Source organism: Streptomyces turgidiscabies Car8 (assembly GCF_000331005.1).
Taxonomy (GTDB): domain Bacteria; phylum Actinomycetota; class Actinomycetes; order Streptomycetales; family Streptomycetaceae; genus Streptomyces; species Streptomyces turgidiscabies.
The window spans coordinates 1-22,410 of sequence record NZ_AEJB01000625.1; the positions used below are offsets into that span (position 1 = coordinate 1).

General features: G+C 71.2%; 24 protein-coding genes and 2 pseudogenes. 14 read left to right on the top strand and 12 right to left on the bottom strand.

The window, feature by feature from the left end; translation table 11 throughout:
• Positions 1-167 precede the first annotated feature (167 nt).
• From STRTUCAR8_RS43595 to STRTUCAR8_RS43605, 3 genes are all read left to right on the top strand, one after another.
• A complete protein-coding gene (locus STRTUCAR8_RS43595; RefSeq protein ID WP_044473910.1) occupies positions 168-2,762 on the top strand; it encodes a helicase C-terminal domain-containing protein in 2,595 nt (864 codons plus the stop codon).
• A 132-nt stretch (positions 2,763-2,894) separates the two neighbouring features.
• Positions 2,895-4,547: a DNA repair helicase XPB gene (locus STRTUCAR8_RS43600; protein WP_044473918.1), complete on the top strand. Its 1,653-nt coding sequence runs from the start codon at positions 2,895-2,897 to the stop codon at positions 4,545-4,547.
• A 72-nt stretch (positions 4,548-4,619) separates the two neighbouring features.
• Complete coding sequence (locus STRTUCAR8_RS43605; protein WP_006382870.1) at positions 4,620-4,901, top strand: hypothetical protein; 282 nt, start codon at positions 4,620-4,622, stop codon at positions 4,899-4,901.
• Between the two features lie 22 nt (positions 4,902-4,923).
• Here STRTUCAR8_RS43605 and STRTUCAR8_RS43610 read toward each other — a convergent pair whose 3' ends face one another.
• The gene (locus STRTUCAR8_RS43610) at positions 4,924-5,118 is read right to left on the bottom strand and encodes a hypothetical protein (protein WP_044473911.1); all 195 of its coding nucleotides are present in this window, start codon (positions 5,116-5,118) and stop codon (positions 4,924-4,926) included.
• Positions 5,119-5,446: 328 nt separating this feature from the next.
• Here STRTUCAR8_RS43610 and STRTUCAR8_RS43615 point away from each other — a divergent pair, with 328 nt between their 5' ends.
• The gene (locus STRTUCAR8_RS43615; protein ID WP_006382875.1) at positions 5,447-7,513 is read left to right on the top strand and encodes a HelD family protein; all 2,067 of its coding nucleotides are present in this window, start codon (positions 5,447-5,449) and stop codon (positions 7,511-7,513) included.
• A 67-nt stretch (positions 7,514-7,580) separates the two neighbouring features.
• Here STRTUCAR8_RS43615 and STRTUCAR8_RS43620 read toward each other — a convergent pair whose 3' ends face one another.
• The 3 genes from STRTUCAR8_RS43620 to STRTUCAR8_RS43630 form a co-directional block, all read right to left on the bottom strand.
• Positions 7,581-7,880, bottom strand: a complete 300-nt coding sequence (locus STRTUCAR8_RS43620) for a hypothetical protein (protein ID WP_143666643.1) — start codon at positions 7,878-7,880, stop codon at positions 7,581-7,583.
• Positions 7,881-7,964: 84 nt separating this feature from the next.
• Positions 7,965-8,789, bottom strand: a complete 825-nt coding sequence (locus STRTUCAR8_RS43625) for a hypothetical protein (protein WP_006382886.1) — start codon at positions 8,787-8,789, stop codon at positions 7,965-7,967.
• A gap of 136 nt (positions 8,790-8,925) precedes the next feature.
• Positions 8,926-9,618: a copper homeostasis protein CutC gene (locus tag STRTUCAR8_RS43630; protein WP_006382881.1), complete on the bottom strand. Its 693-nt coding sequence runs from the start codon at positions 9,616-9,618 to the stop codon at positions 8,926-8,928.
• Between the two features lie 120 nt (positions 9,619-9,738).
• Between STRTUCAR8_RS43630 and STRTUCAR8_RS43635 the strand changes: the two genes are divergently transcribed.
• A complete protein-coding gene (locus tag STRTUCAR8_RS43635) occupies positions 9,739-10,503 on the top strand; it encodes an HD domain-containing protein (protein ID WP_006382888.1) in 765 nt (254 codons plus the stop codon).
• A gap of 40 nt (positions 10,504-10,543) precedes the next feature.
• Positions 10,544-11,638 carry a GNAT family N-acetyltransferase gene (locus STRTUCAR8_RS43640; protein WP_179200510.1) on the top strand — a complete coding sequence of 365 codons (1,095 nt, stop codon included), beginning with the start codon at positions 10,544-10,546 and terminating at the stop codon, positions 11,636-11,638.
• Here the strand turns inward: STRTUCAR8_RS43640 and STRTUCAR8_RS43645 are convergent.
• Positions 11,620-11,955 carry a DUF4031 domain-containing protein gene (locus STRTUCAR8_RS43645; RefSeq protein WP_006382871.1) on the bottom strand — a complete coding sequence of 112 codons (336 nt, stop codon included), beginning with the start codon at positions 11,953-11,955 and terminating at the stop codon, positions 11,620-11,622. The genes STRTUCAR8_RS43640 and STRTUCAR8_RS43645 overlap by 19 nt on opposite strands.
• On the bottom strand, positions 11,952-12,356 hold the full coding sequence (locus tag STRTUCAR8_RS43650; RefSeq protein ID WP_006382865.1) for a hypothetical protein: 405 nt from the start codon (positions 12,354-12,356) through the stop codon (positions 11,952-11,954). The genes STRTUCAR8_RS43645 and STRTUCAR8_RS43650 overlap by 4 nt, the downstream gene beginning before the upstream one ends.
• A gap of 56 nt (positions 12,357-12,412) precedes the next feature.
• On the opposite strand from STRTUCAR8_RS43650, the gene STRTUCAR8_RS43655 reads away from it, so the two are divergent.
• The 4 genes from STRTUCAR8_RS43655 to STRTUCAR8_RS43670 all read left to right on the top strand — a co-directional run bounded on the left by STRTUCAR8_RS43655 (position 12,413) and on the right by STRTUCAR8_RS43670 (position 15,701).
• Entirely contained in the window at positions 12,413-13,393 is a 981-nt protein-coding gene (locus STRTUCAR8_RS43655; protein ID WP_044473914.1) for a MurR/RpiR family transcriptional regulator, read from the top strand.
• Between the two features lie 90 nt (positions 13,394-13,483).
• On the top strand, positions 13,484-14,431 hold the full coding sequence (gene murQ, locus STRTUCAR8_RS43660; protein ID WP_006382874.1) for an N-acetylmuramic acid 6-phosphate etherase: 948 nt from the start codon (positions 13,484-13,486) through the stop codon (positions 14,429-14,431).
• A gap of 49 nt (positions 14,432-14,480) precedes the next feature.
• Positions 14,481-15,014: a GNAT family N-acetyltransferase gene (locus STRTUCAR8_RS43665; protein WP_006382867.1), complete on the top strand. Its 534-nt coding sequence runs from the start codon at positions 14,481-14,483 to the stop codon at positions 15,012-15,014.
• A gap of 96 nt (positions 15,015-15,110) precedes the next feature.
• Positions 15,111-15,701, top strand: coding sequence for a hypothetical protein (locus STRTUCAR8_RS43670; protein ID WP_006382882.1), 591 nt, complete (start codon positions 15,111-15,113; stop codon positions 15,699-15,701).
• A 36-nt stretch (positions 15,702-15,737) separates the two neighbouring features.
• Here STRTUCAR8_RS43670 and STRTUCAR8_RS43675 read toward each other — a convergent pair whose 3' ends face one another.
• Both STRTUCAR8_RS43675 and STRTUCAR8_RS43680 read right to left on the bottom strand, forming a co-directional pair.
• On the bottom strand, positions 15,738-16,157 hold the full coding sequence (locus tag STRTUCAR8_RS43675) for a PIN domain nuclease (RefSeq protein WP_044473915.1): 420 nt from the start codon (positions 16,155-16,157) through the stop codon (positions 15,738-15,740).
• Entirely contained in the window at positions 16,148-16,342 is a 195-nt protein-coding gene (locus tag STRTUCAR8_RS43680) for a type II toxin-antitoxin system VapB family antitoxin (RefSeq protein ID WP_234372657.1), read from the bottom strand. The genes STRTUCAR8_RS43675 and STRTUCAR8_RS43680 overlap by 10 nt, the downstream gene beginning before the upstream one ends.
• 254 nt (positions 16,343-16,596) lie before the next feature.
• Here STRTUCAR8_RS43680 and STRTUCAR8_RS43685 point away from each other — a divergent pair, with 254 nt between their 5' ends.
• A complete protein-coding gene (locus STRTUCAR8_RS43685; RefSeq protein ID WP_006382876.1) occupies positions 16,597-16,887 on the top strand; it encodes a DUF6355 family natural product biosynthesis protein in 291 nt (96 codons plus the stop codon).
• A 71-nt stretch (positions 16,888-16,958) separates the two neighbouring features.
• Here STRTUCAR8_RS43685 and STRTUCAR8_RS43690 read toward each other — a convergent pair whose 3' ends face one another.
• Together STRTUCAR8_RS43690 and STRTUCAR8_RS43695 are read right to left on the bottom strand one after the other, a co-directional pair.
• Positions 16,959-17,162: a hypothetical protein gene (locus STRTUCAR8_RS43690; RefSeq protein ID WP_044473917.1), complete on the bottom strand. Its 204-nt coding sequence runs from the start codon at positions 17,160-17,162 to the stop codon at positions 16,959-16,961.
• Positions 17,155-17,445 carry a hypothetical protein gene (locus STRTUCAR8_RS43695; protein WP_241784723.1) on the bottom strand — a complete coding sequence of 97 codons (291 nt, stop codon included), beginning with the start codon at positions 17,443-17,445 and terminating at the stop codon, positions 17,155-17,157. The genes STRTUCAR8_RS43690 and STRTUCAR8_RS43695 overlap by 8 nt, the downstream gene beginning before the upstream one ends.
• 62 nt (positions 17,446-17,507) lie before the next feature.
• On the opposite strand from STRTUCAR8_RS43695, the pseudogene STRTUCAR8_RS43700 reads away from it, so the two are divergent.
• The 3 genes and pseudogenes from STRTUCAR8_RS43700 (at position 17,508) to STRTUCAR8_RS55495 (ending at position 19,366) form a co-directional block, all read left to right on the top strand.
• Positions 17,508-18,349, top strand: a pseudogene (locus STRTUCAR8_RS43700) (helix-turn-helix domain-containing protein).
• Positions 18,330-18,531, top strand: a pseudogene (locus tag STRTUCAR8_RS50900) (DUF397 domain-containing protein). The pseudogenes STRTUCAR8_RS43700 and STRTUCAR8_RS50900 overlap by 20 nt, the downstream one beginning before the upstream one ends.
• Before the next feature lie 334 nt (positions 18,532-18,865).
• Positions 18,866-19,366 carry a helix-turn-helix domain-containing protein gene (locus STRTUCAR8_RS55495; RefSeq protein WP_006382880.1) on the top strand — a complete coding sequence of 167 codons (501 nt, stop codon included), beginning with the start codon at positions 18,866-18,868 and terminating at the stop codon, positions 19,364-19,366.
• Between the two features lie 280 nt (positions 19,367-19,646).
• On the opposite strand, the gene STRTUCAR8_RS48835 is transcribed toward STRTUCAR8_RS55495, so the two are convergent.
• Both STRTUCAR8_RS48835 and STRTUCAR8_RS43715 read right to left on the bottom strand, forming a co-directional pair.
• Positions 19,647-20,789 (bottom strand): eCIS core domain-containing protein, encoded by a 1,143-nt coding sequence (locus STRTUCAR8_RS48835; RefSeq protein ID WP_052350945.1) that lies wholly within the window; start codon positions 20,787-20,789, stop codon positions 19,647-19,649.
• A gap of 316 nt (positions 20,790-21,105) precedes the next feature.
• Positions 21,106-22,230: an NADH:flavin oxidoreductase gene (locus STRTUCAR8_RS43715; protein WP_006382872.1), complete on the bottom strand. Its 1,125-nt coding sequence runs from the start codon at positions 22,228-22,230 to the stop codon at positions 21,106-21,108.
• Positions 22,231-22,410 lie beyond the last annotated feature (180 nt).

A 22,410-nucleotide genomic window follows, 5' to 3' on the forward strand; every position in this document is an offset into this window, starting at 1 on the left:
TACCGGCATCTGTATCCCAGCCGGCATCTCCAGCCCGTCCGGCGATCGAGGACAAGGCCCCTTCAGGGCCGGAGGGGGCCTGGGGGCACAGCCCCCAGCGACGCCCACACCAACTCCCCGCACCGACGAAAGACACCGCACCGCACCCACCCGCTACCGTGGGCGGGATGAGCACCGAGGAGACACCGGCGCCGCGTTCTCTCGCGGAAGCGCTGCGCGCGCGGGACGACGCGTCCCTGGCCGCGCTGCTGCGCAGCCGTCCGGACCTCATCACCCCCGTCCCCACCGACCTCACCCAGCTGGCCACCCGCGCCGGCACGCGCGCGTCGGTCGTACGCGCCCTGGAGCGCCTTGACCGGTTCACGCTCCAGACGGCGCAGGCGCTGGCCGTGGCCCCGGACCCGGCGGCGTACGACGATCTGCTGGCCCTTCTCGCGGGCGACGCCGCCGACCCCGGCGTCGTCGCCGCCGTGCCCCGTGCTCTCGCCGTGCTGCGCGAGCAGGCGCTGGTGTGGGGCGGGCAGGACCGGCTGCGCCTGGTGCGTACCGCCCGTGAGCTGCTGGCACCCTCGCCGCAGCATCCGTCCCCGACGGGGCTCGGGCCGACGGTCGCGGAGGCTACGGCGGGCATGTCGCCGGGCCGGGTGCAGGAGATCGTGGCGGCGGCGGGGCTCACGTCGACGCACGACGCGGTGAGCGCGGTGGCGTCGCTGACCGGCCTGTTCACCGACCGCAAGCGGATGGCCGCGCTGCTCGACACCGCTCCCCCGGACTCCGTCGACGTGCTGCGGCGGCTCGTCTGGGGACCGCCGTACGGGCAGGTCACCGCCGATCCGGCCGCGCACCTGCGCTGGCTGCTGGACCGGGGTCTGCTGCTGCCGACGGCGCCCGGCACGGTCGTACTGCCGCGCGAGGTGGCCCTGCATCTGCGCGGCGGCCGGGCGCACCGGACGACCGAGCCGTTGCCGCCCGGTGTCGAGCCGGCCGCCGTCCATCGTCCACAGGTTGTGGACAGTGCGGCGGCCGGGCAGGCGTACACGACGCTCGCGACCGTCGAGGAGCTGCTGAAGGACTGGGACGAGGGCGGCCCGGCGGTGCTGCGGGCCGGCGGGCTGAGCGTCCGTGACCTCAAGCGGACGGCCGTCGCCCTGGACGTGTCCGAGCCGGTCGCCGCCTTCTGGGTCGAACTCGCCTATGCGGCAGGCCTGTTGGCGTCCGACGGCGAGGCCGACGAGCGGTACGCGGCGACCCCCGCGTACGACGAGTGGCTCCAGTGGCCCGCCGCCCGGCGCTGGGCGCGGCTCGCGGAGGCGTGGCTGACGGCGACCCGGACCCCGGGAGTGATCGGCGGCCGGGACGCCAAGGACCGTACGTTGTCCGCCCTCGGCCCGGGCCTGGACCGGTCGGCCGCGCCGGAGGTACGGCACCGGGTACTGGCCCTGCTGGCCGCGCTCCCGGAGGGCACGTCCCCGACCGTCGAGTCCGTGCTGGCGCGGCTGCACTGGGAGCGTCCGACGCGTGGCCCCCAGCAGGACCGGGGCGGCGACGAGGACCTGCGCACCAGGCTCGCCCGCTGGACCCTGGCCGAGGCCGAGTCACTGGGCGTCACGGGCCGTGGCGCCCTGTCGTCCCAGGGCCGGGCCCTGCTCGGCGCCCCGGCCGCACCGCCGAAGCCGGCCGAGCCGACGGGCCCGGGCGACAAACTCCCGGTCCACCACCACGAACCCCGTTCCCATCACGGCCACCACGAGTCCCACGCCCCCCACTCCCACCACGGACATCCCGCTCCCGAACCCCTTTCACCCGCCGAACAGGCGACCGCGTCCGCCGCCGCGGCCCGGCTGCTCACCCCGCTGCTGCCCGAGCCCCTCGACCACGTCCTCCTCCAGGCGGACCTGACGGCGGTGGCGCCGGGCCCCCTCAAGCGCCCTCTGGCCGATGTGCTCGGCGTGCTCGCGGACATCGAGTCGAAGGGCGGCGCGACGGTCTACCGCTTCACCCCGGGTTCCGTACGCCGTGCCCTGGACGCGGGCCGTTCCGCCTCCGACCTGCACGACTTCCTGACCGCCCACTCCCGTACGCCGGTCCCGCAGCCCCTCGCCTACCTCATCGACGACGTGGCGCGCAGACACGGCCATCTGCGGATCGGCGCCGCCTCGGCGTACGTGCGCTGCGACGACGACGCGGTGCTCAGCGAGATCCTCGCCGACAAGCGGTCCGAGAGTCTGCGGCTGCGGCGTCTGGCGCCCACGGTGCTGGCCGCCCAGGCCGACCCGGCGGCTCTCCTCGACGGGCTGCGCGCGATGGGCTTCGCGCCGGCCGCCGAATCCGCCGAGGGCGACGTCCTGATCACCCGCGCCCACGCCCACCGCACCCCGCCCCGCACCGCCCCGGACCCCGTGCCGGACGGCCCGCCGGCCCCCGACACCACCCTTCTCTCGGCGGCGATCCGCGCGATCAGGGCCGGCGACCTGGCCGCGACGGCCCCCCGCAAGCCGACGGAGACCCCGGCCACGACCGGCGACCTCCCCCGCACCAGCCCCGCCGAGACCCTGGCCACCATGCAGGCCGCCGTGATGACCGGCGAGGCCGTCTGGATCGGGTACGTCAACGCCGAGGGCGCCGCCAGCCAGCGCGTCATCGCCCCCATCCGCGTCGAGGGCGGCTTCGTCACGGCGTACGACCACACGGCGGACGAGGTACGGACGTATCCGCTGCACCGGGTCACAGGCGTGGCGGAACTGGCGGACGACCAGCCGTAGGCAGCACGGGCAGACACCACGGGCATCGCGGGCAGGCGCCGCGGGCTGTGATGTGCGCCCCGCCGTGACCGTCGGCCGGTAGGGCACACTGGAGGTTTGGCCGTAGGCCATGCGGAAGGGATGTGTACGTACGTGAATGGTCCACTCATCGTCCAGTCGGACAAGACGCTGCTCCTTGAGGTCGATCACGAGCAGGCGGGCGAGTGTCGTCGGGCCATCGCGCCGTTCGCGGAGCTGGAGCGGGCGCCGGAGCACATCCACACCTACCGGGTGACCCCGCTGGGCCTGTGGAACGCGCGGGCCGCCGGGCACGACGCCGAGCAGGTCGTCGACGCGCTCGTGCAGTACAGCCGCTACCCCGTGCCGCACGCGCTGCTCGTCGACATCGCCGAGACGATGGACCGCTACGGCCGGCTGACGCTGAGCAAGCACCCGGCGCACGGCCTGGTTCTCACGAGCACCGACCGTCCCGTCCTTGAGGAGATCCTGCGCTCCAAGCGGATCACCCCTCTCGTCGGCGCCCGGCTCGACGCGGACACCGTGGCCGTGCACCCCTCCGAGCGCGGGCAGATCAAGCAGGTGCTGCTGAAGCTGGGCTGGCCGGCCGAGGACCTCGCCGGGTACGTCGACGGCGAGGCGCATCCGATCGAGCTGGCCGAGGACGGGTGGGCGCTGCGCCCGTACCAGCAGCAGGCCGTGGAGAACTTCTGGCACGGCGGCAGCGGAGTGGTCGTCCTGCCCTGTGGGGCGGGAAAGACGCTGGTCGGGGCCGGGTCGATGGCGGAGGCGAAGGCCACCACCCTCATCCTCGTCACGAACACCGTCTCGGCCCGGCAGTGGAAGCACGAGCTGGTGAAGCGGACGTCGCTGACCGAGGAGGAGATCGGCGAGTACAGCGGTACGCGCAAGGAGATCCGGCCGGTCACCATCGCGACGTACCAGGTGCTCACGACCAGGCGTAAGGGCGTCTATCCGCACCTTGAGCTGTTCGACTCCCGCGACTGGGGGCTGATCATCTACGACGAGGTGCATCTGCTGCCCGCGCCCGTCTTCAAGTTCACCGCCGACCTGCAGGCCCGGCGGCGGCTCGGTCTCACCGCGACCCTCGTACGGGAGGACGGGCGGGAGTCGGACGTCTTCTCGCTCATCGGCCCGAAGCGGTTCGACGCGCCCTGGAAGGAGATCGAGGCGCAGGGCTACATCGCGCCCGCCGACTGTGTCGAGGTGCGGGTCAACCTGACCGAGTCGGAGCGGATCTCCTACGCCACCGCCGAGACCGAGGAGAAGTACCGCTTCTGTGCGACCACCGCGACCAAGCGGAAGGTCACGGAGGCGATCGTGCGGCGCTTCGCGGGGCAGCAGATCCTCGTCATCGGCCAGTACATCGACCAGCTCGACGAACTGGGCGAGCATCTGAACGCGCCCGTCATCAAGGGCGAGACGCCGAACTCGCAGCGCGAGAAGCTCTTCGACGCGTTCCGGGAGGGCGAGATCAGCGTGCTGGTCGTGTCCAAGGTCGCGAACTTCTCGATCGACCTGCCGGAGGCGACCGTCGCCATCCAGGTCTCGGGCACGTTCGGGTCACGGCAGGAGGAGGCTCAGCGCCTGGGTCGCGTACTGCGCCCGAAGGCCGACGGCCACAAGGCCCACTTCTACTCGGTCGTCGCCCGGGACACCATCGACCAGGACTTCGCCGCGCACCGCCAACGGTTCCTGGCGGAACAGGGATACGCGTACCGGATCATGGACGCGGACGAGATCCTGACAGAGGGCGCCGAGGGCTGAGCACAGGCACACACCGGCCCCTGCGCGTCGGTACGCTGACTCTTACAGCACTGGCCACGGCAAGGAGGACACATGCCACACGAGGACCTCTACGAGGTGCTGTACACCGAGCCCGCCGCCCGTGACCGCGACCGTCTGGACCCGGCGCGCAGAGCCACGCTCGACAAGGCGATCGGAATACTGGCCCGCGATCCGTACACCGAGGTCTCCCGTGCGATCGGCGTGGGTGACCAGGACCGGGAGATCCGTCTCACCTCGCAGATCGTGGCGGAGTACATGGTGTCCCGAGGCCGTCTGCTGCTCGTGATGCTGCGGATCTTCGACGACGCCGACATCCTGCTGCCCGAGGACTGAACCGGGGGACAGCCCCGGTCGGTCACCTGCGCCGGACGCCCGCTTCCTCTCCGTACTCGCCGAGGAGTACGACGCTCAGGGCGGCACCCGCGAACATCTTGACGGCGTGTATGGCGTCGCCGACGAGGTGGCGGTGGCCGCCCCGCACGGGGGTGGCGCCGGAGCGGGCGGAAGCCACGGAGGCTACGGACGCGGGGGTGAAGGCTGCTGCGCTCATGTATCCATGGTTGCTCCCGGGGCCGCCGATGCCATCGGCCTGCGGGTCGAACCTCCGTCGTCTCCCTGTACGCCTCCGGGTGGACGTCTCCCCCACAGGAAGGTGGAGTCCGTCCCCTAGGGGACCGCGGCTGCCGTACGAACCGGCCCGCTCACCGGCGCACGCCGAAATTGATTGGCCTCCGCCTCCTCCCGTCCCCTAGGATCTCCGCTCTTGCCCGCCTCCCGTCGTGGAGCGCCGCCGCCCGGACGGAAACCGGTCGGCTCTCGACGTCCCACCCAGCAGCGCGTACCCAGCCGGTACGCGGCAGGTAGCCGGAGGCACCCCCTTGTCCAGCCCCATCCCCAGCTCCCTCCCCGCCCCCACGGCCGACGACCCCCTCGGCCGCGAACGCTCCCATCTGGCCGCCTCCCGGGGAGCCCTCCGTGCGATGCGTGAGGACGCGGAGTCCCTCGACATCAAGGACGTCACCGCGAACTGGGTCAACGCGGCGGTCCTCTCCCGTCAGATCGAGGAGCGGATCAAGGCCCTCGCCGACCTCAGTCACACCCCGCTGTTCTTCGGCCGCCTCGACTACCTGCACGCTCCCGGCGCCGAGCAGGCCGAGGGCGCGGAGAGGGAGCAGTTCTACATCGGGCGCCGGCACGTCCACGACGCCGGCGGCGACCCCATGGTCATCGACTGGCGCGCGCCGGTGTCCCAGCCGTTCTACCGGGCCTCGAAGACGGACCCGATGGACGTCGGCCTGCGCCGCCGCTTCGGCTACACCGGCGGGGACCTCACGGCGTACGAGGACGAGCACCTCTCGGACCCCGGCGAGTCGGCGGCCACCAGCAAGCTGCTCCAGCAGGAGATCGAGCGCCCGCGTGTGGGGCCGATGCGCGACATCGTGGCCACCATCCAGCCCGAGCAGGACGAGATCGTACGCAGCGGGCTGGGCGGCTCGGTGTGTGTGCAGGGTGGTCCCGGCACCGGGAAGACGGCCGTCGGACTGCACCGCGTCGCGTATCTCCTCTACGCCCACCGCGACCGGCTGGCCCGGACCGGCACCCTCGTCATCGGGCCGAACAGGTCCTTCCTCCACTACATCGAGCAAGTGCTGCCCGCCCTGGGCGAGTTGGAGGTCAAGCAGGCCACCGTCGACGACCTGGTGGCCCATGTCGAGGTGCACGGCACGGACGACTCGGCGGCGGCCGTCATCAAGGGCGACGCGCGGATGGCGGAGGTGCTGCGAAACGCCGTCTACTCCCATGTCACGCTGCCCACCGAACCCGTCATGGTCGTGCGCGGGTCCCGGCGCTGGCGCGTCCCGGCGTACGAACTGGAGTCGATGGTCCGGGAGTTGCTCGACCGGGACATCCGTTACGGCGCCGCCCGCGAGGCCCTGCCGCAGCGCATCGCGCACACGGTGCTGGTGCAGATGGAACGGTCCGGTGAGGCCCCGGACGACCGTGTGCAGGACTCCGTCGCCCGCAACGCGGCGGTGAAGGCGGCGGTGAAGGCGATCTGGCCGCCCGTCGACCCGGCCAGACTCGTCCTGCGCCTCCTCACCGACGCCGACTTCCTGGCCGTGCACGCGGCCGGAATCCTCGACGAGGACGAGCAGAAGAAGATCCTCCGGGCGAAGCCCGTACGGTCGGCGAGGTCGGCCAAGTGGTCAGCGGCGGACGCCGTGTTGATCGACGAGACGACCGACCTGGTCCAGCGCACGCACTCGCTCGGGCATGTCGTCCTGGACGAGGCGCAGGACCTCTCACCGATGCAGTACCGGGCGGTGGGCCGACGCTGCACGACGGGTTCGGCGACCGTCCTCGGCGACCTCGCGCAGGGCACGACGCCCTGGGCGACACGGAGTTGGGACGAGGCCCTGAACCACCTGGGCAAGTCCGACGCGGTGGTGGAGGAACTGACGGCCGGTTTCCGCGTCCCGACCGACGTCATCACGTACGCGTCCCGGCTCCTCCCGCACATCGCCCCGGGTCTGACGCCGGTGGCGTCGGTCCGCGAGAACCCCGGGTTCTTCGACGTACGCGCGATCAGCGAGGTGGGTGAAGTGGTCGCGGCCTGCGAGGAGTCGCTGCGCAACGAGGGCTCGACGGGCCTGATCGCGGCGGACGCCCGCATCCCGGCGCTGGCGGAGGCACTGGGGGAGGCGGGCATCGGGTACCTGTCCCCGGGCGAGGAAACGACGTACGACACCCGCCTGACCCTGGTCCCGGCGTCCCTCGCGAAGGGCCTGGAGTACGACTACGTGGTCCTGGACGAACCCCAGACCATCGTGAACGCCGAACCCGACGAACGCACCGGCCTGCGGCGCCTGTACGTGGCCCTGACCCGAGCGGTGTCGGGCCTGATCGTGACGCACGCGGCACCGCTGCCGCGGCAACTGGACTGACGGACGGGACCTTCGTCCTGCGACCCGCCTGCCCGACGACTCACCCGCATGCCGTTGGGCAGGGGCATCAGGAGGCGGGTTGGAAGACCGGCGACTCGTCGGAGTCGTGCACCAGTTCAGCGAGTTGGACGAGGAAACCGTACGTTCCCAGACGCCCTCGCAGGCGAAGGTAGTAGGACCGGTCGGAGCACTTGAAGACTTCTCGGCGGCGCGCCTTCCACGAGCTGTGCTCGTAGGTCTGAACGGCCTGTACGAGGGCCGCCGCCGCTTCTTCCGGGGTGCCGTCCAACTCCGTGACCGTACGTGCGTCGCTGTTCGCCTCCGCGACGCCGTCAACAGGGACAGCCAGCACTATCCATCGAGACATTTGGTGATCGGTTCCCTCCCCTTGGTACCGCCCACTGCGGTGCATGCGGGGCCAGTGTGACAGGCGAGCGGGGCACGTTCCGAGCTAGGCGACGGGTGCCCGCGTGGGAGCCGGGACCGGGACCGTGGGGCGGGCCGGGCGGGTGACGAAGAGCCAGACGCACATGCCGACGGCCGCGAGGAATCCGCAGAACAGGACGGCGACCACGGCACCGATGGGTACGGAGCAGCCCGTGTCGGCGAGCCCCATCGTCGTCAGGACGCTCAGCAGACACATGGCCACGATCGACAGTCCGCTCACCGAGATCGTCCGGGTGGCCCCGCCACCGGCCACCCGGATCCCGTCCAGACCGGGACGGCCGTACGCCGCGTAGCCGAGGACGGACACGGCGAGCACCAAGGCCAGCAGCAGGGCGATCAGGACGCCCAGCCAGCCGGGGGCCCGCCCCCCGTAGTACGCCTTGCCGTAGGCGTACGCACCTTCGCACAGGAGTGCGAAAATCGGCACGGGCGCGCACTGTCCGAGCAGGCGCCTCGCGTAGTGGACGGGGTCATGGGGCAGCACACCCTCGATGAGCAGGACAGCGGCGAAGATGAGCAGCGCTCCGGCGACGGAGAAACCGACCCCGGCGACGACGTGCTCGAACAGCACTCGGCCACGGTTGCCCCCGTCGGCCGCCACGACGCAGTAGGTGAGCGAGCTGAAGATCAGTCCGAGCAGGGCCGCGAGCAGGGCGGGAAGGGCTTGGCCGAGCGCTTCCTCCCGGCGGCCGGTCGGCGCGGCCTCGCCGAGGAAGTGGGAGATGACGATGAACACGGCCGTGAGCGCGAATCCGGCCAGCACTCCGGAGAGCTGCGAGTAGAGCCCGGCGACCGCCCCCACATCGAGGGCTGGGGGACTGCACGACATCGGCGACTCCGGAATAGGCGGCGCGACGTAGCGTGCCCCCCGGCCGGCCCCGCAACGGGAGCTTCGCGGGTTTCCGGCACGGGCGAGGCGGAGGTGCGGTAAGGCGGTAGCCGGCTACTCCCGCACCGCACTTCCCTCACCCGGCGTCCAGCACACTCCGCCACTCCGCGACCGCAGCGACCGAAACCCCCCTCTCCCACCCCTCCGGCCGAGCCGCGCCCCCGATGTGGAACCCGTCCACCCCCGCCGCACGCAGCCGCGGCACATGCTCCAGCCGCAGGCCGCCCCCCACCAGAAGCCGCTGCTCGTACCCGGGTTCGCCGCGCCGCGCCGCCTCGGCGAGCAGCGTGGGGAGTCCGGTGTCGACGCCGGTCGCCGAGCCGGCGGTGAGGTAGGTGTCGAGGCCGGGGAGTCCGTCGAGTTGCTTGCGCAGGGCGTCCCGGTCGGCGGCGTGGTCGATCGCGCGGTGGAACGTCCAGCGGCAGCCGTCGAGCTCGCCCACGACCCGCTCGACCGCGCCGAGATCGACACCACCGTCCGCCCCCAGGAACCCGAGCACGAACTCGTCCGCGCCCGCCCCCCGCAGCTCCCCGGCGACCCGGACCAGCCGCTCGATGTCACCGGCGCCGAAGCCGTCCGCCAGCCGCAGCATCACCCGTAGCGGGATGTCGACGGCCGCACGGATCCCGGCGAAGGCGGCCGGCGTCGGCGTGAGCCCGTCGGCGGCCATGTCGGTGACCAGCTCCAGCCGGTCCGCACCTCCGGCCCGGGCGGCGACGGCGTCCTCGACACCGAGGGCGATCACCTCCAGGACTGCGCGCTCACTCATGGGTCCCCATTCATCGACACCGACACCGCCGGCTACAGGTCTAGTCCAATCCAAGAGTACGCCCGAGTCGCCCGAGTCCTCCACCCCCGTCACCCACTCACCGGACGGGAGAATGCCCCCATGCCCGATCAGACCGACAAGGCCGCCCACGAGTCCCGCACCACCCCCGCCGCCCTGGACGCCCTCCGCGCCCGCTGGACCCAGTCCCTGGAAGCAGCCCGCGCCACCACAACTGCCCCCTCCGCCGCCACCGAGCCTCCCGACCCCACCCCCTACGCCGACAACCTCCTCGCCCGCTACCAGGAACCCCAGCGCCGCTACCACACGCTCACCCACCTCACCGCGGTCCTCGACCACATCGACGTACTGGAAGCGGACCAGGCCGGGGCGCCCGCCCCCGCCTCCGACCCCGATCTCACCCCCGACCTCGCCCTCGTGCGCCTCGCCGCCTGGTTCCACGACGCCGTCTACGCCCCCGATCGCTCCGAGAACGAGGAGCGCTCCGCCCGGCTCGCCGAACGCGCGCTCACCGAGGCCGGCGTCTCCCCGGCGGGCACCGCGGAGGTGGCCCGTCTGGTCCGCCTCACGCTCACCCACGACCCGGCGCCCGACGACCGCAACGGCCAGGTCCTGTGCGACGCGGACCTCGCGATCCTGGCCGCCGCCCCGGACACGTACGCCGCCTACACGGCAGCCGTCCGCGAGGAGTACGCCTTCGTCCCAGACGACGCCTTCAGGGCGGGCCGGGCTGCGGTACTGCGCCAACTCCTCGCCCTGCCACAGCTGTTCCGGACGCCGTACGGGACGGAGCAGTGGGAGGAGCCGGCGCGGGCCAACATCGTGGCGGAGTTGCGGTGGCTCGAAGGGGACTCGGGCCCGATTTAATCCGTGTCCGAACGGGCATCCCACCCCCTATCCTCACCGCATGCTGAGCACGGGCGGGAACGAAGTGGACGAGGCTGTCGCGAGCGCGGTGGCGCTGTTGGGGAAGGCGCTGGACCGGGACTGGGCGGAGGTCAACGCGGGGCGGCTGGAGTGGAGTTGCCGGCAGACGGCAGAGCATGTCGCCAGTGACCTCGTCGCGTACGCGGGCCAGTTGGCGGGGCGCGCGCAGAACGCGTACACCCCCTTCTCGATCAGCATCGACGGCCGGGAGAACGGTCTGGACCCCGCCGACAACGCGGGCATCCTCGACGTCATCACGACGACCGGCGCCCTGCTCACCGCCGCCGTCCGCACCGCGCCCCGCGACGCGCGCGGCTTCCACCCGTTCCCCTTCCGCAGCGCGAACCGCGAGGGCTTCGCCGCGATGGGTGTCGCCGAAGTGCTGCTGCACGCCCACGACATGGCAGAGGGCCTGGGGCTGCCGTACGAACCGCCCGCCCATCTCGCGGAGTTCGTCCTCACCCGGATCTTCCCGCAGGTCCGGCCCGGCCCGGACCACTGGCAGACCCTGCTGTGGGCGACCGGCCGCGCCAACCTCCCCGGCCGCGCCCAGCTCACCGAGTGGCGCTGGACCAACAACCTGGTCCTCGACACCGAACGGCTCCGCCTGGAGGGTGTCACCCCGGCCGCCGCCGCCGATCTGAGCGCGGGCGGCACCGGCGGCTTCGACTGGGTCGAGGGCGGCCCCTTCGAGGGCACCCGGGAAGCAGCCGGGATGACGATGAAGGCGTACGAAGCGGGCGTACACCGCCCGGAGTTCGGCCTGTTCGTCCTCGTACGGCGGGAGGACGACCGCGCGGTCGGCGGCATGGGCTTCCACGGCGTCCCCGACGAGGAGGGCAAGGCCGAGGTCGGCTACGACCTCGCGGAAGCCGCCCGCGGCAACGGCTACGCCACCGAGGCGCTGCGCACGCTGGCCGAGTACGCGCTGACCCGGGACGACGTACGGTCCCTGTTCGCGACCATCGAGCCGGGCAACGTCCCGTCCCAGGGAGTGATCGCCCGTGTCGGCTTCGTGCCGGTGAGCGCGGAGCTCGACGAAGAGGGGCTGCAGGCCTACGAGTTGCGCGGCTGACCGCTCGGCCGGTCCGCCTCGCCCACCGCGTCCGGCCCGCCCGTTCCTCCCACCCCGCGCGCTTCCTTCCGCCTGCGCAGTCCCGCCCCGTGCAGCAGCCGCACCACCTCGCGGCTGCTGACCTCCAGCGCCCCGGCGGCGACCACTTCCCCGTACCGGTGCGACGGAATGTCGTAGTGGTCGCGCTCGAAGGCCCGTCTGGGCACCCCCAACTGATCGGCGAACGCCTGCAGTTCGTCGTACGAGACGTCGCTCACCAGGTGGGACCACAGGCGGCCGTGGCCCGGCCAGGTCGGCGGGTCTATGTAGAGGGTCACGACGACGCCGGCCCGCCCGAGACCGACGCCAGGCCGCCGATCGCCGCGACCCGCACCCCGGCCTTGTGGCACACCCACTGCGGGTCGGGCCCCAACTCCGGCTCGACCTCCAGGGCGTGCGGATCACCGGCGCCGCAGACCGGGCACAGCGGCCAGCGGCCGTAGGTCTCCAGCAGCGCGTCCTGGACGTCCTGCGCCACCAGCCCCGCCACGAAGGCCGCGCCGTCCGGCCACTGCTCGACCCACCAGCGTCGCTGTACGACCGACTCCTCGACCATCGAGACGACGTCCGCCTCGGCGACCTCGCGCGCGGCCAGGTCGGCGAGCACCAGGGCGCGTGCCGCGTGCAACGCCTGCTCCAGTGGGGTGACGGGGTTACTGGGGTCGCCGGTGGGGGTCATGCACCCATTGTGCGCACTCTTGACCTGACGTCCGAATGGAAAATATCTTTCATGATGTGAGCCGAGACGTGAAGGAAACTTTCGCAGCAGTGGGCACTTCCGGCACGGCCGGCGGCGGCCTCCCGGGTGCCACCGGTGTCACCCCGCCCGCGCCCGCCGCCCTCGCCGCCAAGGTGCGGACGCTGGCGCCCTCGATGACCCGCTCCATGCAGCGTGTCGCCGAGGCGGTCGCCGCGGACCCCGCAGGCTGCGCGGCCCTCACGGTCACCGGCCTCGCCGAACTCACCGGCACCAGCGAGGCGACGGTCGTCCGCACCGCCCGCCTGCTCGGCTACCCCGGCTACCGCGACCTGCGCCTCGCACTCGCCGGCCTCGCCGCCCAGCAGCAGTCGGGGCGCTCCCCCGCCGTGACCGCCGACATCGCGGTGGACGACCCGATCGCGGACGTCGTGGCGAAACTGGCGTACGACGAGCAGCAGACCCTCGCCGACACGGCCGCCGGGCTGGACATGGCCCAGCTGTCCGCCGCCGTCAGCGCGCTGGCCGCCGCCCGCCGCATCGACATCTACGGCGTCGGCGCCTCCGGCCTGGTCGCCCAGGACCTCACCCAGAAGCTGCTGCGCATAGGGCTCGTGGCACACGCCCACAGCGACCCGCACCTCGCCGTCACCAACGCCGTGCAGCTGCGCGCGAAGGACGTCGCCGTCGCGATCACGCACTCCGGGTCGACCGGGGACGTCATCGAGCCGCTGCGCGTCGCCTTCGAGCGCGGGGCCACGACGGTCGCGATCACCGGGCGCCCGGACGGGCCCGTCGCGCAGTACGCCGACCACATCCTCACCACCTCCACGGCCCGCGAGAGCGAGCTGCGCCCGGCGGCCATGTCGTCCCGCACCAGCCAACTCCTGGTCGTCGACTGCCTGTTCATAGGCGTGGCACAACAGACGTACGAGACGGCCGCCCCGGCCCTGTCCGCCTCCTACGAGGCCCTGGCCCACCGCCACACCCCGCGCGGCGGCGCGACATCGCGCCGCTAGGACGCAAGCCCCACCGGTACAGCAGGCAGAGCCGTAACCGCCCTCACAGCTGTAACTGCCGTACCGGGAGATCGAAGAGAGCAGCACGCCATGACCTCAACCGCTGACGCCTCCTCCAACCACCGCGCTCTGAAAGAGGAGTTGGAGTCGCTGACGACCGAGGCGTTCCGCCCGGAGCTGGCCGACATCGACCAGCTGCCCACCCTCGACATCGCCAGGCTGATGAACGCCGAGGACACGACAGTCCCGGCCGCCGTCGCCGCACGGCTCCCGGAGATCGCCGCGGCGATCGACGCCCTGGCGGCCCGGATGGCACGCGGGGGCCGGCTGATCTACGCGGGCGCGGGTACGCCCGGCCGCCTCGGCGTGCTGGACGCGTCCGAGTGCCCGCCCACCTTCAACACCGACCCCGCGCAGGTCATGGGCGTGATCGCGGGCGGCCCCGAGGCCATGGTCACCTCCGTCGAGGGCGCCGAGGACTCCAGGGAGCTGGCGGCCGTCGACCTCGACGCGCTCGGCGTCACCGACCTGGACACGGTGGTCGGCGTCTCGGCGTCCGGCCGTACGCCGTACGCGGTCGGCGCCGTCGAACACGCCCGCGCGCTGGGCGCGTTGACGATCGGCCTGTCCTGCAACGAGCGGAGCGCGCTCGCGGCGGCGGCCGAGCACGGCATCGAGGTCGTCGTCGGGCCCGAGCTGCTGACCGGCTCGACGCGCCTGAAGGCGGGCACGGCCCAGAAGCTGGTCCTCAACATGCTGTCGACGATCACGATGATCCGGCTCGGCAAGACGTACGGGAACCTGATGGTCGACGTACGGGCGTCGAACGAGAAGCTCCGGGCCCGGTCCCGGCGGATCGTGGCGCTGGCGACCGGGGCGGGCGACGAGGAGATCGAGGCGGCGCTCGCGGCGACGGGCGGGGAGACGAAGAACGCGATTCTCGTCGTCCTCGGCTCGGTCGACGGCCCGACGGCCGCCCGCCTCCTCGCGGAGAACGACGGCCATCTGCGGGCGGCGCTGGCGGCAGCACCCCACTGACTTCCAGCGGATTCACTCACCCGTTCGCCGGTCGGGCAGGATGGGCGTCATGACCGAGATCCACACCCCCCGACTCCTCCTCCGCCGCTGGACCGACGACGACCTCGTGCCGCTGTCGGAGGTTTTCGCGGACTCCCAGGTCATGCGCTGGATCGACGACGGCGAGGTACGTGACCTGGAGTACACGGCGGAGGCCATCGAGCGCTGGGAGGAGGAGTGGGACGAGGAGGGCTTCGGCCTCTTCGCCGTCGAACTGCTCGCCTCGGGCGAACTGATCGGCGCTGTCGGCCTGTCCGTGCCCGACTTCCTGCCGGAGGCCGCGCACGACGTGGCGATCAGCTGGCTGCTCGGCTCCCAGTTCTGGGGCCAGGGATACGCCTCCGAGGCCGCCCACGCCACCCTGGAGTTCGCCCTCCAGGACCGCGGCCTCGACCGTGTGATCAGCGTCAGCAGGGCAGGTGACGACGCCTCCGAGAACATCATCCGCAAGCTGGGCCTGACGGAGGAGCGGGTGGCGACACACCCTGTCCACGGCCACCAGCTGCTCGTCCACGCGATCGACCTGACGGAGTTCGAGGCGTAGGGACCGGCCCGGGTTGTCCGTGGCGCCGGTGGTTGTCAGTGGCGTGTGCGACGGTTGGTAGTGCTCAGCGCACCGCACGCCGAAGGGACGACCACCGTGAACCACGCCCAGCTGACCGCCCTCGGGCGAGCCCTGCGCGTCCTCGGCGAGCACGGGGACGCGCTCACCGGCGACACCGCCGACACGAAACTGCACGAGATCAAGGCCGACCTGAAGCGGGCGCTGGCGATCCTGGACGACACGGTGGCCGGCGCGGCGCCCACGACGCGCTGCGCCGAGCATCCGAACGGCCCGGTGGACGAGAGCGCGAGCGACCTCTGTCTCCTCTGCGAGACCCGCCGCCGCAGCGCCCGCCGCTCCCAGCAGAACGGCACCTATCCGCAGGCCCGCCCCACCGACCCGGAATCGGCACCCCCCGAGCGCACGATGTCCCGCTACGGCATCCGCGCGGACCGCCCCCAGCCCCAGCAACGCTGGATCCCCGAGGTCTGGACAGGCCAGAACTGGCAACTCTGCGGCACCCCACGCCGCGACCGCGTCGAGGCCGAGCACTACCTCTCCGCCGAGCGCCGATCCCCCCGCCCGGGAATCGCCTACCGCCTGGTCCACGAGTTCACCGACTACGAGGTCCTGCGAATCTGGGGCACACCGATGAAGGTGGACATCGAGCCGATGGGGAATCTGTAGCCCGCCAGGCGATCCGATGAGCCCAAAAACCCCCGCTCACGGCACGGACCCCCGCTCCACCACCCACTCGACGGGCTGCCCGGTGATCTCGGCAATGTGGTCGAAGTCGCCGTCGTAGTGGAGCACCGTCACGCCGTGCCGCTCGGCCGTGGCTGCGATCAGCAGATCCGGGATGGACGCCTCACGGTGCATCCCCTTCTCTGCCAGAAGCCCTTGGACCTCGATGGCCCGAGCGCCGATCTCATCGGTGAGCGGCAGCCACTGGAAGCCCTTGCGGACCGACCGTCCCGCCGCATGATCTTCCCCGTTACGAGCGCTGAACAGGATCTCCAGGTCGACGACGGCGCACGTCGCCAGAAGCCCCCGCTGCACAAGCGGCATCAACACAGCCCTGACAGACGGATTTCCCGTGCGCGCCCACACACTCTTGTCGACGAGATACCTCTCTACTGCCACGCTTTCGCCATCACTTCCGGATCGCCGAGGTCGCTGAAGACCCCGTCTTCCAGCATGTCCATGAACCGCTGACGCTTCGCCGCCGCCACGAACTCCGCCAGGGCACCGTTCACCGTGGCTCGTTTGGTCGTCGTGCCCAGTATTTCCGCGGCCTCAGCAATGAGTGCATCGTCGAGGTCGATCATGGTACGTGACATAGCTTCCTCCATACACACGATTTCCTCATTCCAGTATGCATTCAACTCCCCGAGAGTGGTGTCTGAGCTGGAGCCTGAAAGGACCCCGGGCCTCCGAACCCCCAGCACCGCAAACCTTGATCCACACGACCGGGTGAACCAGGTCCCTCGTCCGAGGCAATGTGGCGGATCGGTGGCCGGTGATCGTCGATGCTGCTGGTGTCCGATTCGTTCCTTTGTCAGCTTTTGCCAGGAGACCTTCCTTGAACGTCCGCCGCTTCCTGTCCACCGCCCTCGCCGTCGTCGGCCCCCTGGCCGGCGCCCTGGTGCTCGCCGTCGCGACCCCGGCGGCCACGGCCGCCGCCAACCCCTGCGGGTACTACGCGACGGGCAGCGACGCGTACTACAACCACTGCACGAGCGACGGCTCACACATCGTGATCGAGGTCGAGGTGTGGGGCCCGAACTACGAGAAGTGCGTGCTCCCGGGCGTCACCTGGCTCGGCAGCAGCAGCAAGGTCGACGGCGCGTTCTACACCGGCCGCACCTGCTGACCTGACAAGAACTGACACGATCCGGCCCGGCCTCGTCCGGGCCGGATCGCATGTCCGCTCGCCCGCCCGCCTCAAGGCAGCCGCCCCTCCCGGTTCACCCGTCGCACCCGCTCCCGCAGCACCTCGCCCGGCGGTACGACCCCCAGCGCGTCCGGCGGACAGTCCCACTCCCGTCCACCGCCCACGGGCCGCAGCTGCACGTATCCGCCCTCGCACCCCATGACCTCACCGATACGCCCGTCGCGCACGTCGAGGGCGTACGCCGCCTCACGCACCTTCGCCGCCCCCGGCCGCCACACCCTCCAGCACGGCGGCCAGCCGCGTCGCCGTACGGACGTTGCAGCGCCCGAGGACCACCAGGGCGAAGGGTTCGTCGCTCGCACCGGTCACGAGGTCGACGCCCAGGGACGGCAGGGCGACGCCGGCCTCCTTCAGCGCCGCCCGCAGCCGCGTCACCACTTCGTCCGTCGACTGCAACCGCCCGTTCGACATCAGCTCCACCGTGCCCACACCTCTCCACTCTGAGTGTTCGAGTTCTCCACACAGCGTGGCGGCCACGCGTCTAGCCTGGCCAGCGTCGACACCCAACAACCCCATGTGTCCAACAGGGAGTTGCCGCCATGGCAGGACCTGAGAGTCTCGATCCGTTCTCCTCGCCCCGGGCCATGCTGGGCGCGGAACTGAGACACGCGCGCGAGAAGAAAGGGTGAGCCAGACCGAGTTGGGTGAGCCACTCTTCGTCAGCGGCTCTTTCATCGGCCAGCTGGAGTCCGGGACTCGGCGCATGCACCACAACCACGCCGTCAAGTTCGACGAGCTGCTCGACACCGGTGAGTTCTTCGCCCGCAACTGCGAGGCTTCCGCCAGGTCCAGGTTCCCGAACCACTTCACGGAAGCAGTGGAAGCGGAGGCACTCGCCACGTCGATCAGGCAGTTCACGCCAACGCTGATTCCCGGTCTTCTGCAGACAGCGGCCTACGCAGAGGCATTGTTCCGCGCCTACTGGCCGACGGCATCGGACACCGAGATCGACGAGCTGGTGGCCGCCCGGATGGAACGCACCCGACTCTTCGACGATCCAACAACACCGTTGTTGTGGGCAGTTCTCGAAGGGGCCGCCCTCCGCCGCCCTGTCGGCGGACCAGCAGTCATGGCGCAGGCCCTCCACCGCGTGGCAGACCTGGCACGGCGCCGCCGGATCATCCTGCAGGTGCTCCCGTTCAGCGCGGGCGCTGTCGGTTCCCTGCCGAGCGGCATCAAACTCATGTACTTCCCCGACGCCCCTCCGCTCGCCTACGTCGAGGGCGTCGGCATCGGGCAACTGCTGGACGACCCGGCGACCGTCACCCGCCACGAGCTGACGTTCGACCTGATCAGAGCCAATGCCCTCGCCCCTCAGGAATCCATGGCCCTGGTCGAGTCAGTGGCAGAGGATTACTCACATGAAGCGACCCAGCCCTGACCACACTTGGTACAAGTCCAGCTACAGCGGCGGCGACGGTGCCGACTGCCTCGAAGTCGCCGACGGCCACCCCACCCTCGTCCCCGTCCGTGACTCCAAGAACCGCCGGGGGCCAAAGCTCGTGTTCCGGGCGGAGGTGGGGGACGTTCGTCGACGATCTCAAGCAGCTGCGGGACAACTGACGCGCCGAGAGCCAGGACCTGGACCTGGAATCCCGGCTCCTGGATCGGTTCGCTCCATCGAGTGACCGTCTCCCAACAGCGCGAGTATGCTGCCGACGACATAATTCGGTCGCCGCATGGAGTGTGCGAGCTGCGCCCCACGCTCGGCGGCGTGAACACGCGGATCACGTACTGGTTCGCGCCGGAGCGCCGGTCGTGCTGCTCACCGTTTCCGCAAGACCCGGATGCACGAGGCGGCCCAGATCGACCGCGCCGTGTCCGCCCGCAAGGTGTGTGCCGACGCGCACGGACCGGCCCACACTGTGTACAGCCGCGGCCAGGGAGGAGAGAGCTCATGAGCCACACCCGATGGAGGCTGGCCCGGGAAAGGAAACTGGCCGAGGGGGACACCGAGTCCCCCGAGGCCAGGGCCGAACGGGCGGAGATCCGGCTGGCCATGGCCTTCGCCAAGGCCGTGTACGACCGACGCACGGAACTGGGGCTGACCCAGACACAACTCGCCGAGCGGGCCGGCCTCAACCAGGCAAAGATCTCCCGCATCGAAGGCGCCGACGCCGTACCGACCCTCCCCCTGCTGCGCCGCCTGGCCCTGGCGCTGGACGCCTCCTTGAACATCGCTCTGGACGGCAACCGCGAGGAAGTCACCTTCGTCGGCCACCCGGCAGCCTGCGGACGGGCCGCCACTGCGGGCCCTGAAGTGCACGCAACGGTCTGCCAGGCCGGGGACACACCCCCAGGGCGGGTGCGCGAAGTGAGGCCGGGACGAGCGCACCCCACCTCGACCGCCCTCCGGGACACCATGGCGGGACGACCGTCGGCCTCCCCGCCCCCGTGAACATCACCCTCGACACCGGGAAGCTCAAGGACTATGCCGACTGACCCGTTGGAAGAAGCAGCAGGCCCGAGTACGGGCAGAAGGCCGGCGCCGCCCGCGCCGGAGAGCGGCGTCCTCGACCGTCTGGCCGCTCTGCAACGCGGCGCGGGCAACGCCGCTGTCGTACGTTTTCTGAGTCCCCCGAAAGCGGAAGGGTCGGGGTCGGCAGCCGAGCGCGAAGACCGTCCGGCCGGTGACGAAGGCGCGAGCTGAGCAGAGATCTTTTGCGTCTGTGCGGAGGTCAGTCGGCCGCACCCGGGTCGTCGAAGTTCCTGTACTTGTCGGCGGGGAAGCCACCCGTGATGCCGGCCAACTGGCCCGCGTCGCCGCCCGTGGGCCTGTAATGACCGCTGTCGTTCGTCCACTTGTCCAGGACGCCGTTGGTGAACACGGCGGTGCCCGCCCAGTACACGTGCCCGTCACCGGGCTTCGTGGCCTTGGCGAGCGCGGAATGGCCCTCTTCGTTCCCGGTGCCGACTTCCGAAGCCATGATCTTGCCCGGCTTCCGGACGGGGATCACGAAGTTGTACTTGCCGTTCGCCGGTTCCGGGGCTCCGTACTGCTTACGGCCCGCGCGAAGTGCCACGGAGTACAGCATCGTCGAGAGATCCAGGGTGAGCTTGTAACGTCTGCCCTGGCGCGATTGGGCTGTCATGTCGTTGGCGAACGCGACCGTCCCCTGAAGTGGAACGGGTAACGATACGTCCAGCTGGTTCTCCAGCCTGGCGGCATCGGCTGCCTTGCCCTGCGCCCGAAGCAGCTGGGCGGTCCGGGCAAAGGCAGAACGCGACCGGGCCGCCTCCATCTCCTCCGGGGTCACCCGCCGGGTGCGCTGGACCGCGACGGCACCGGTGGCGACACGCTGCACGTCGTGCCCGCAGGCATGGCCGTGCTGGTGCTGCTCGGCATCATTCGACCGCCCGCCGGAGGCGATCCTCTGGACCGGCGCGGGCCCCTGCATGACCCGTTCCGCCGTGTCGACAGCGTGACGCTCACCGCTGTCCCCCTGCTCGGAGATGCTCAGACCGGCGCCGTTGTCCACGCCGGGGACGGGCCCCTGCTTCTGGTCGAGCGTGTGCGCCAGCTCGTGCGCCCAGTCCTTCCGGCTCATCCCGCCACCGTCGACGATGTGCTGACCCGTGGTGAACGCCCTGGCCTCGACGACAGCCGCAGCCTCCCGCGCGGCGGACCCGTCGTGGACCATGACCCCGCTGAAGTCGGCGCCGTCGAAACGCGCCTGCATCTCGGCCTGCATACCGGGCTCCAGCCGACGCGCCGGCGACTGCAGGGCGTTGTCCACGGCGACGCGCTGCACCTGGGCGTGGTCCGCGACCTCTTCCTCACGGTCGGGGGGTCCGCTTCCGTTGGCCGCGACACGCTGCAAGTGGGTCAGCCAGGCGCTCGTCAGTCCCGCGCGGGGCGCGCCGGCACGCGACGCGGGTGAGAGATGTCCGCTCCTGCGAGCGTTTCCGTGTCCGTGTCCCAGGTGATGCACGCGATTCCTCTTCTGCGGCGAGGGAGTTTGCCTCCCGTTCTACGACAGCACAGAGGTTGCGGCAAGATCCGCCCGGGCAGACTGTCTGCCCTTCCGGTGCACGTTCACGCATCCGGCGAAGGGCCGGGAACCGGCGCGGTGGCTGACTGACGCCCCGCTTCCGGTTTCCGGCCCTGCTCAGCTGAACTCACTCACTCATCTCGGGTCAGCTCAACGACCCCAGCGCAGACGCGTCGTACGCCGCCAGCTCGCCCGTCCTGTCCTCCAGGACCTTGGCCGCCCACTCCGGGTCCTGGAGCAGCGCGCGGCCCACGGCCACGAGGTCGAACTCCTCGTTCTCCAGGCGGTCCAGCAGGTCGTCGATGCTCTTCAGCGGCGCGCCCTCGCCCGAGAAGCCCCGCATGAAGTCGCCGTCCAGGCCCACCGAGCCGACCGTGACGGTGGGCTTGCCGGTGAGCTTCTTCGTCCAGCCGGCCAGGTTGAGGTCCGAGCCGTCGAACTCCGGGAGCCAGTAGCGGCGCGTGGAGGCGTGGAAGGCGTCGACACCGGCCGCGGCGAGCGGGGTCAGGATCGACTCCAGCTCCTGGGGGGTCTCGCCGAGGCGGGCGTCGAAGGCACCCGACTTCCACTGCGAGTACCGGAAGATGATCGGGAACGACGCGGACACGGCCTCGCGTACGGAGGCCACGATCTCCGTCGCGAACTTCGTACGGGCGACCGGGTCACCCCCGTACCCGTCCGTGCGGCGGTTGGTGCCGGCCCACAGGAACTGGTCGAGCAGGTAGCCGTGGGCGCCGTGCAGTTCGATGCCGTCGAAGCCGATGCGCTCGGCGGCCACCGCGGCCTGGACGAACGCGTCGATGACGTCGTCCAGGTCCTCCTGCGTCATCTCCTTGCCACCACCGGCGGTGCCGTCCAGCCGCAGACCGGACGGGCCGACCGGCGGGGCGTCGGCGAACGGGGGCTGCCCGGCCTCCCTGGTCATGCCGATGTGCCACAGCTGCGGCACGATCTTCCCGCCGGCCGCGTGAACGGCGTCGGCCACCTTCGCCCACCCCGCGAGTTGCTCCTCGCCGTGGAACCGGGGGACGCGGTCGCTGTCACCGGCGGAGTCGTGCCCTACGTACGTGCCCTCCGTGACGATCAGACCGACCCCGGCGCCCGCGCGGCGGGAGTAGTACGAGGCGACGTCCTCGCCGGGGACACCACCGGGCGAGAACTTGCGCGTCATCGGCGCCATCACGATCCGGTTCGGCACGGTCAGACCGTTCAGCGTGACGGGCCGGGAGAGGATCCGGGCCGCGCGGGAGGTCTGGGCGGGGGCTGTCACGTGGGGGCTCCTCGAAAGGGAAAGGAAGGGAAGCGAGCGGACGCGCAGTTGTATGCACGCGCATAGGTGCCAACCGCACCTGTCCGGTCCGCCATTCCGGCTCACCGGGGACACCTGTTGTGATCCCGGTCACCGCGCGCCACCCCTGAGGGATCGCGAAGGCCCAGGAAACGCCCGAGG

Excerpts from the sequence above, each read along its gene's own strand:
- STRTUCAR8_RS43605 (WP_006382870.1), top strand. The coding sequence starts at position 4,620 with ATGCCACACGAGGACCTCTACGAGGTGCTGTACACCGAGCCCGCCGCC.
- STRTUCAR8_RS43620 (WP_143666643.1), bottom strand. The coding sequence starts at position 7,880 with ATGTCTCGATGGATAGTGCTGGCTGTCCCTGTTGACGGCGTCGCGGAG.
- STRTUCAR8_RS43595 (WP_044473910.1), top strand. The coding sequence starts at position 168 with ATGAGCACCGAGGAGACACCGGCGCCGCGTTCTCTCGCGGAAGCGCTG.
- STRTUCAR8_RS43640 (WP_179200510.1), top strand. The coding sequence starts at position 10,544 with ATGCTGAGCACGGGCGGGAACGAAGTGGACGAGGCTGTCGCGAGCGCG.
- STRTUCAR8_RS43680 (WP_234372657.1), bottom strand. The coding sequence starts at position 16,342 with ATGATCGACCTCGACGATGCACTCATTGCTGAGGCCGCGGAAATACTG.
- STRTUCAR8_RS43665 (WP_006382867.1), top strand. The coding sequence starts at position 14,481 with ATGACCGAGATCCACACCCCCCGACTCCTCCTCCGCCGCTGGACCGAC.
- STRTUCAR8_RS43610 (WP_044473911.1), bottom strand. The coding sequence starts at position 5,118 with ATGAGCGCAGCAGCCTTCACCCCCGCGTCCGTAGCCTCCGTGGCTTCC.
- STRTUCAR8_RS55495 (WP_006382880.1), top strand. The coding sequence starts at position 18,866 with ATGAGCCACACCCGATGGAGGCTGGCCCGGGAAAGGAAACTGGCCGAG.
- STRTUCAR8_RS43650 (WP_006382865.1), bottom strand. The coding sequence starts at position 12,356 with ATGACCCCCACCGGCGACCCCAGTAACCCCGTCACCCCACTGGAGCAG.
- STRTUCAR8_RS43625 (WP_006382886.1), bottom strand. The coding sequence starts at position 8,789 with ATGTCGTGCAGTCCCCCAGCCCTCGATGTGGGGGCGGTCGCCGGGCTC.
- STRTUCAR8_RS43630 (WP_006382881.1), bottom strand. The coding sequence starts at position 9,618 with ATGAGTGAGCGCGCAGTCCTGGAGGTGATCGCCCTCGGTGTCGAGGAC.
- STRTUCAR8_RS43635 (WP_006382888.1), top strand. The coding sequence starts at position 9,739 with ATGCCCGATCAGACCGACAAGGCCGCCCACGAGTCCCGCACCACCCCC.
- murQ (WP_006382874.1), top strand. The coding sequence starts at position 13,484 with ATGACCTCAACCGCTGACGCCTCCTCCAACCACCGCGCTCTGAAAGAG.